Raw genomic sequence first — 6,183 nt, 5'->3', positions numbered from 1 at the left:
AGTTCGCCATCTCGTGCGCATGCTCGCAGGAGACGTTGGGATTCATGTCGGCGAAGGCGCCCTTCGGGTTCGGCTTCCAGGCCCAGACGTGCAGCTCGTAGAAGGCGGGAAGGCCGTAGCGATTGGGCGAATTGGTGAAGCTGAACAGCTGGCCGCCAAGATTGGCGGGGCCCTTGGTGGTGATGTATTCGACCGCGACCAGCCTCATCTTGCCGTCGGCGCCGGGCTCGTACATGACGGCCTCGGGCTTGGCGATGTCGATCGTCTCGTCGCCGATCAGCGTCGGGTTGACGTAGTGCACGCCCATCGCGCCGCCCTCGATCCCCGAAGTGCAGGGGATCGGCGAATAGCCTTCCTTGATGGCTGTCTCGACATTCCGGAAGCGGTCATTGGCCGCCCGCACCTTGTCAGGCAGGGACGCGTCCGCGGACGCTGCCCAGGCCGGCAGCGCCGATGTCAGACTTGCGGCCAGCGCCGCCAGAACAACGATGTGTTTCAATCTCGTCTCCACGATCAGGCGCCGGTTGCCCCTCGGAGCGAGCCTTGGTGATCGTTCCGTGCAGCCGGCGGCTGGCTTTATCCGGGGGACCGAGGGGTGGCGTCATCGCCCGTGCGGGGGATGGAACGGGCGTCGATCGGCCGGATAGTGTCGGCATTCCCCGGATGTCGCGGTTGTGAGATAAGGGTGCGAGGACCCGTCGGCAGGACGGACCCAGCAAGCCCTGCCGGCATGTCTGCGATGTCGAGGGGGCGGCCGTCGCGAATCCCGGTCTCGGGACGCGAGCGCCGAGTGCAGTTTCTTCTGGAAGGCTAAACCGCGCCTCGACGTCTGGTGACGCCGGCCGCAGCACCGACGGCAGAGGCATGGATCCAACTTTTTCCGAAGTGATCGGCGCAATCTATGACTGCGTGGCGGAGGAGAACCTCTGGCCCATCGCGCTCCGCCTCATCGGCGCGCAGGTCGACGGCTTCCTGACGACGATCGCCGTCTTCGACACGACCACGAACACCGCCCGCCTCGCCCAGCTTGCCTGCGACGACGAGGACGCGATCGCGGCCCTGCTCAGGCATGCGCGCGACGTCCCCTTCTATCATCTGCTGCACAGGATGGAGATCGACGAGCCCGGAACGCTGGAGCGGATGTTCGCGCTCTATGGCCCGGACGGCGAGGACGTCTGGCGCAACGGCGCGCTCTACCAGAACTTCCATCGGAAGTTCGGCGTCGCCAACTCGATCGACATGGCGATCCTGAAGCGTCCGACCCGCATCGGCACCATCAACATATCCGTGCAGTATCCGGAGATCGGCAAGGCGCAGTTCGATCTGGTCGGCCAGCTCGGCCCGCACATCCGCCGCGCCGTGACCATTCACGACATGCTGCAGATGGAACGTGGACAGGCGGCCATCTTCAGGGAAGTGATCGACCGGATCGAGCACGGCGTGGTGATCGTGGCGGACACAATGGAGATCCTCTACGCCAATCCGGCGGGGGAGCTCTTCCTGCGCGAGGAAGCGCTGCTGGCGAGCCAGGGCGGCCGGCTCACCATCCGCTTTCCGCTCGCCGATGCCGCCGTGGCGCGGGCGGTGACGCTGGGCGTCCGCGACGAGGTCGAGCTGGCGGGCGTCGGCATCGACGTGCCGCTCGGGGCGACGAGCCGGCCGGCGGTGGCGCATGTGCTGCCGCTGACGCGCCGTTCGCTCGGACAGCCCATCGAAACGCGCGCCGCCGCCGCCATCTTCATCGCCGCGGCCGGCACGGTGATCCAGACCGCCGTCGAGGCCGTCGCCGCCCTGTTCGGCCTGACGCCCGCCGAAAAGCGCGTCGCCGGCTATGTCGCAGGCGGCATGACCCGCCACGACATCGCCACGGCGCAGGGCGTCACCCAGGACACGGTCAAGTCGCAGCTCTCGGCGATCTATGACAAGACCGGCACGGGCGACCAGCGCAGCCTGCAGAGCCTGATGCGCGAGCTGTCGCCGCCGGTGCGCCGAGGCTGACGCAAAGGGGCTGCATCCGCCGGTTTGCGATAGAGCGTTTTCGAGCGAAGTGGATCCCGGTTCGCGTGAAGAAAACGCGATAGAACAAAGAGCTAGATCGTTTCGGCGTTTCCGTGAAACGCTGAAACGATCTAGGCATGGACCCATGGCCCATCAGCCCCTACATTGCGTGCATCGGACGCTCCGTCCAACCCTTGAGAGATCGCGCCAACCCATGTCCCGCTTGCCGGATTCCGTCAGCTGATGCCATCCGACGACCCTGATAGTACCACCGCCCCCTCCCCGTTCCGGGCCAGGGGGCCCGCCCGATCCAAGCCAAGCCTCTTCCGGTGCCGCCTGCGCGGCAGAGACCGATTCAGCCGGTTCCACCGCGCCGGAGCGTCCCTGCCTGCCTCGGACCGGCCCGGCAGGCGCATCGGCGCCGCGCTGAAGCTCGCACGCCCATCTTCGCCTCGCAGGGCCGGCGCTGTCGCACCGACGTCGTGGCCGCGCGCCAGACTGATCCGCGCCGCCGCTTCGCCTTCTCAACAGGATGACCGGTCCAGCCGGCCGGTCACGGGAACCCCTCAATGATTTTCGAATGGATGGCCGACCCGGCCGCCTGGGCCGGGCTCGCGACCCTGATCGTGCTCGAGATCGTGCTCGGCATCGACAATCTCGTCTTCATCGCGATCCTCGCCGACAAGCTGCCACCCAGCCAGCGCAACCGCGCCCGCATCATCGGCCTGTCTCTCGCTTTGGTGATGCGGCTTGCGCTGCTCGCCTCGATCTCCTGGATCGTCAAGCTCACCTATCCGCTCTTCACGGTGCTGGGTTCCGAAATCTCCTGGCGCGACGTGATCCTGATCGTCGGCGGACTGTTCCTGCTGTTCAAGGGCACGATGGAACTGCACGAGCGACTCGAGGGCGACCACGGCGCCAAGTCGAGCAACGGCGCGCATGCCGTGTTCTGGCATGTGATCGTGCAGATCGTCGTGCTCGACGCGGTGTTCTCGCTCGACAGCGTGATCACGGCCGTCGGCATGGCCTCGCATTTGTCGGTCATGATGATCGCCGTCATCGTCGCGATCGGCGTCATGATGCTGGCGAGCCGGCCGCTGATGGCCTTCGTCTCGCGCCATCCGACCGTAGTCATCCTCTGCCTCGGCTTCCTGCTGATGATCGGCTTCAGCCTGATCGTCGAGGGCCTCGGCTTCCACATTCCGAAGGGCTATCTCTACGCCGCGATCGGCTTCTCGATCTTGATCGAGGCGGCGAACCAGGTCGGCCGCCGCAACGTCGTCAAGCGCGTCACCACGGCGGACCTGCGCGACCGCACCTCGATGGCCGTGCTGCGCATCCTGCGCGGCGGCCAGTCGGCGCCACTGGCATCGGAGGAGGTCGCGGCGATCGTCTCGACCGGCGGCGGCCAGAGCGCGTTCACCGCCGAGGAAAGCCTGATGATCGAGCAGGTGCTTTCGCTTGCCGGCCGGCCGGTGCGCTCGATCATGGTGCCGCGCGTCGACGCCATCTGGCTCGATGTCGAGGACGATCCGAGGACAATCCTGGCCGAAATCCGCGAGAGCGGCCGCTCGCGCTTCCCGGTCTGTCGCGGCGATGTAGACCAGATCCTCGGCATCGTCCACGCCAAGGACCTGGTCGGGCGCGACGAGGAGGACCTGGCGATCGAGACCGCCATCCGCGAGCCGCTCTACGTCACCGAGACGATGCCCGTCCTGACGCTGCTCGAGCGCTTCAAGGCCTCGACCGTGCACATGGCAATCGTGGTCGACGAGCACGGCACCTTCGAGGGCATCGTAACGCTGACCGACATCCTGGTCGCGATCGCCGGCGACATGCCGGAACTCGCAGGCGAGGAAGAGCCCTACGCCACCCGACGCGAGGATGGCGGCTGGCTGCTCGACGGGCGGATGCCGATCGACGACGCGGAACGGACGCTGCAGACCGGCGACATGCAGGGTGACGGCGACCACACGACGCTGGCGGGCTTCGCGCTCGAGCATCTCGGCCACCTGCCGGAAGTCGGCGAGAGCTTCACCTGGGAAGGGTGGCGCTTCGAGGTGGCGGCGCTGGAAGGCCGCCGCATCCACCGGCTGCTGGCGACGCCGGCCTGAGCCAGGCGCTGGCCTACGAAAAAGGCCGGCCGGCGGATGCTCCGCCGGCCGGCCCGATCGGGCTTCGCCGTTTCGCTGGAACGACGATCAGTCGCGCAGCAGGCTATAGAGCAGCTCGAAGAAGCGGTCGGAATCCACTTCCTTGCAGACCTCGGCGTTCGGCGGCAGGCCACGCTCGTTCCAGTAGTCCGCCACCGTCGCACCGAAGGTGTAGGTGCCGGTCAGGTCGACGCCGATATGGGCCGGACGGGTCTTGACCAGCGTCGGATCGATGATCAGCGCCAGCGCCAGCGGGTCGTGCAGCGCGCCGCCGACGCCCATCGAGTTGCGATGCAGCTTCTCGTAGAACTTCAGCCAGTCGAGCACGACGCGGCCGAGCTCGGTGTCGATCTTCTCGAACTCGCGGTACTGCGGTTCCTCGACCAGCACCTGCATGGTGACGTCGAGGCCGACCATGGTGATGGGCACGCCGCTGTCGAGCACGATCTTCAGCGCTTCCGGATCGCAGAAGGCGTTGAACTCTGTTGGCGTGATGTACTCGCTCTTGCGCCAGAAGACGCCACCCATCCAGGTGATGTCCTTGATCTTCGAAAGAAGCTCCGGGTACTTCAGCACGAACAGGCCGATATTGCAGAGCGGGCCGGTCGCGACGATGCGGAGCGGCTCATCCTGTTCGCGCAGCGTCTTGGCGATGAAGTCGACCGCGTGCATCGGCTCGACCTTCTTGGTCGCCTGCGGCAGGTAGGGCGAGCCCTCCAGGCCGCTCGGGCCGTCGGCGGTGCCGAGCACCAGCGGGCGGGCGAGCGGACGCACGCAGCCGGCGGCGACCGGCACGTCATGCGCGCCGATGAACTCCAGGATGCGCAGCGTGTTCGAGACGGTCTTCTCCGGCTCGGCATTGCCGCAGGTGACGGTGACGCCGAGCAGGTCGATCGCCTTGGAGCGATGCGCCATCACCAGCGCGATGGCGTCGTCATGGCCGGGATCGCAGTCGAGCAGGATCGGCGTCGGGCGGGTGGTGTTCAATTCGGTCGTGGTCATTCTCGTGCCCTCACGCCGCTTCCGTCTGGTAGCGGACGATCGTTTCCTTGAAGAGCTTCATGAAGCGGCGGCCGTCGATGTCGGTGCAGATCCGCGTCGTCTTCGGACCGCCGCCGGGCAGCAACTGGCGGCCGCGATAGGCGACGGTCTGGCCGCGCGCCAGACGCCCGTCCAGCACGATGTCGCAGAAGAGCGGCTCGGTCATGGTGCAGAGCGTCGGATCGAAGGCGAGCGCGACGGTGATGATGTCATCCATCGGGAAGCCGACGAGATCGAAGAACTCGCGCCAGATGTCGATGTAGATCGGGAACGAGTCCTGCAGCATCTGCAGCACCGGATGATCGCCGGCGTCCTTGAGGTCGGCCAGGTCGTCGCGGGTCAGCATCGAGGCGGCGGCGCGGTTGTCCTCGCAGACGTCGAGCGGCACCAGGATCGTGTCGACGCCCTGGTTGAGCACGACGCGCGCGGCTTCCGGGTCGGCCCAGATGTTGTATTCCGACAGCGGCGTGATGTTGCCGGGCGTGACGAAATTGCCGCCGAGCAGCACCATGCGCTTCAGCGCCTTGGCGAGCGCCGGCTCCTGCAGGAAGGCCATGGCGGCGTTGGTCATCGGGCCGGTGACGACGAGCGTGATCTCGCCCGGGTTGGCGAGCGCGGTGTCGATGATGAAGTCGACGGCGTGCTTGTCGATCACCTTCAGCGTCGGGGTCGGCGCCGGCGGGTTGAACTTCTTCAGCCGGTCGCCGAAACGCGCGACGAGGCGCTTCTCGAAATGCACCGGCGCCTGCATGTCTTCCTTGGAATTGCCGACGATCGGGCGCCAGGCGCCCTTCGCGACCGGCACGTCGCCCTTGCCGGCCAGCGCCAGCGTGTTCAGGACGACATTGGTGACCTGCTCGATCGGCCCGGCCGCACCGGTGCAGGTGGTGACGCCTTCGAGCTTGATCGACGGCGAGATCGCCGCGAAGAGCACCGCAAGAATGTCGTCGCCCGCGGAGTCGACGTCGAGAATGATGCGTTCCATTTTATC

General features: G+C 66.7%; 5 protein-coding genes. 2 read left to right on the top strand and 3 right to left on the bottom strand.

Going from position 1 to position 6,183, the window contains the following annotated elements; genetic code table 11:
* Window positions 1-472, bottom strand: a 472-nt coding sequence (locus OSH07_RS04270) for a hypothetical protein (protein WP_266337386.1), incomplete at its 3' end; no start/stop codon positions are given.
* A 392-nt stretch (window positions 473-864) separates the two neighbouring features.
* Here OSH07_RS04270 and OSH07_RS04265 point away from each other — a divergent pair.
* Both OSH07_RS04265 and OSH07_RS04260 read left to right on the top strand, forming a co-directional pair.
* Window positions 865-1,998: a helix-turn-helix transcriptional regulator gene (locus OSH07_RS04265; protein WP_266337343.1), complete on the top strand. Its 1,134-nt coding sequence runs from the start codon at window positions 865-867 to the stop codon at window positions 1,996-1,998.
* A 569-nt stretch (window positions 1,999-2,567) separates the two neighbouring features.
* Entirely contained in the window at window positions 2,568-4,112 is a 1,545-nt protein-coding gene (locus tag OSH07_RS04260; protein WP_266337342.1) for a TerC family protein, read from the top strand.
* An 87-nt stretch (window positions 4,113-4,199) separates the two neighbouring features.
* Here OSH07_RS04260 and OSH07_RS04255 read toward each other — a convergent pair whose 3' ends face one another.
* Both OSH07_RS04255 and OSH07_RS04250 read right to left on the bottom strand, forming a co-directional pair.
* The gene (locus OSH07_RS04255; protein ID WP_266337341.1) at window positions 4,200-5,153 is read right to left on the bottom strand and encodes a nucleoside hydrolase; all 954 of its coding nucleotides are present in this window, start codon (window positions 5,151-5,153) and stop codon (window positions 4,200-4,202) included.
* A 10-nt stretch (window positions 5,154-5,163) separates the two neighbouring features.
* A complete protein-coding gene (locus OSH07_RS04250; protein ID WP_266337340.1) occupies window positions 5,164-6,177 on the bottom strand; it encodes a nucleoside hydrolase in 1,014 nt (337 codons plus the stop codon).
* Window positions 6,178-6,183 lie beyond the last annotated feature (6 nt).

It is taken from the genome of Kaistia nematophila (assembly GCF_026343855.1).
In the GTDB taxonomy this organism is placed as follows: domain Bacteria; phylum Pseudomonadota; class Alphaproteobacteria; order Rhizobiales; family Kaistiaceae; genus Kaistia; species Kaistia nematophila.
This window is presented reverse-complemented; position numbering and strand designations above follow the sequence as displayed.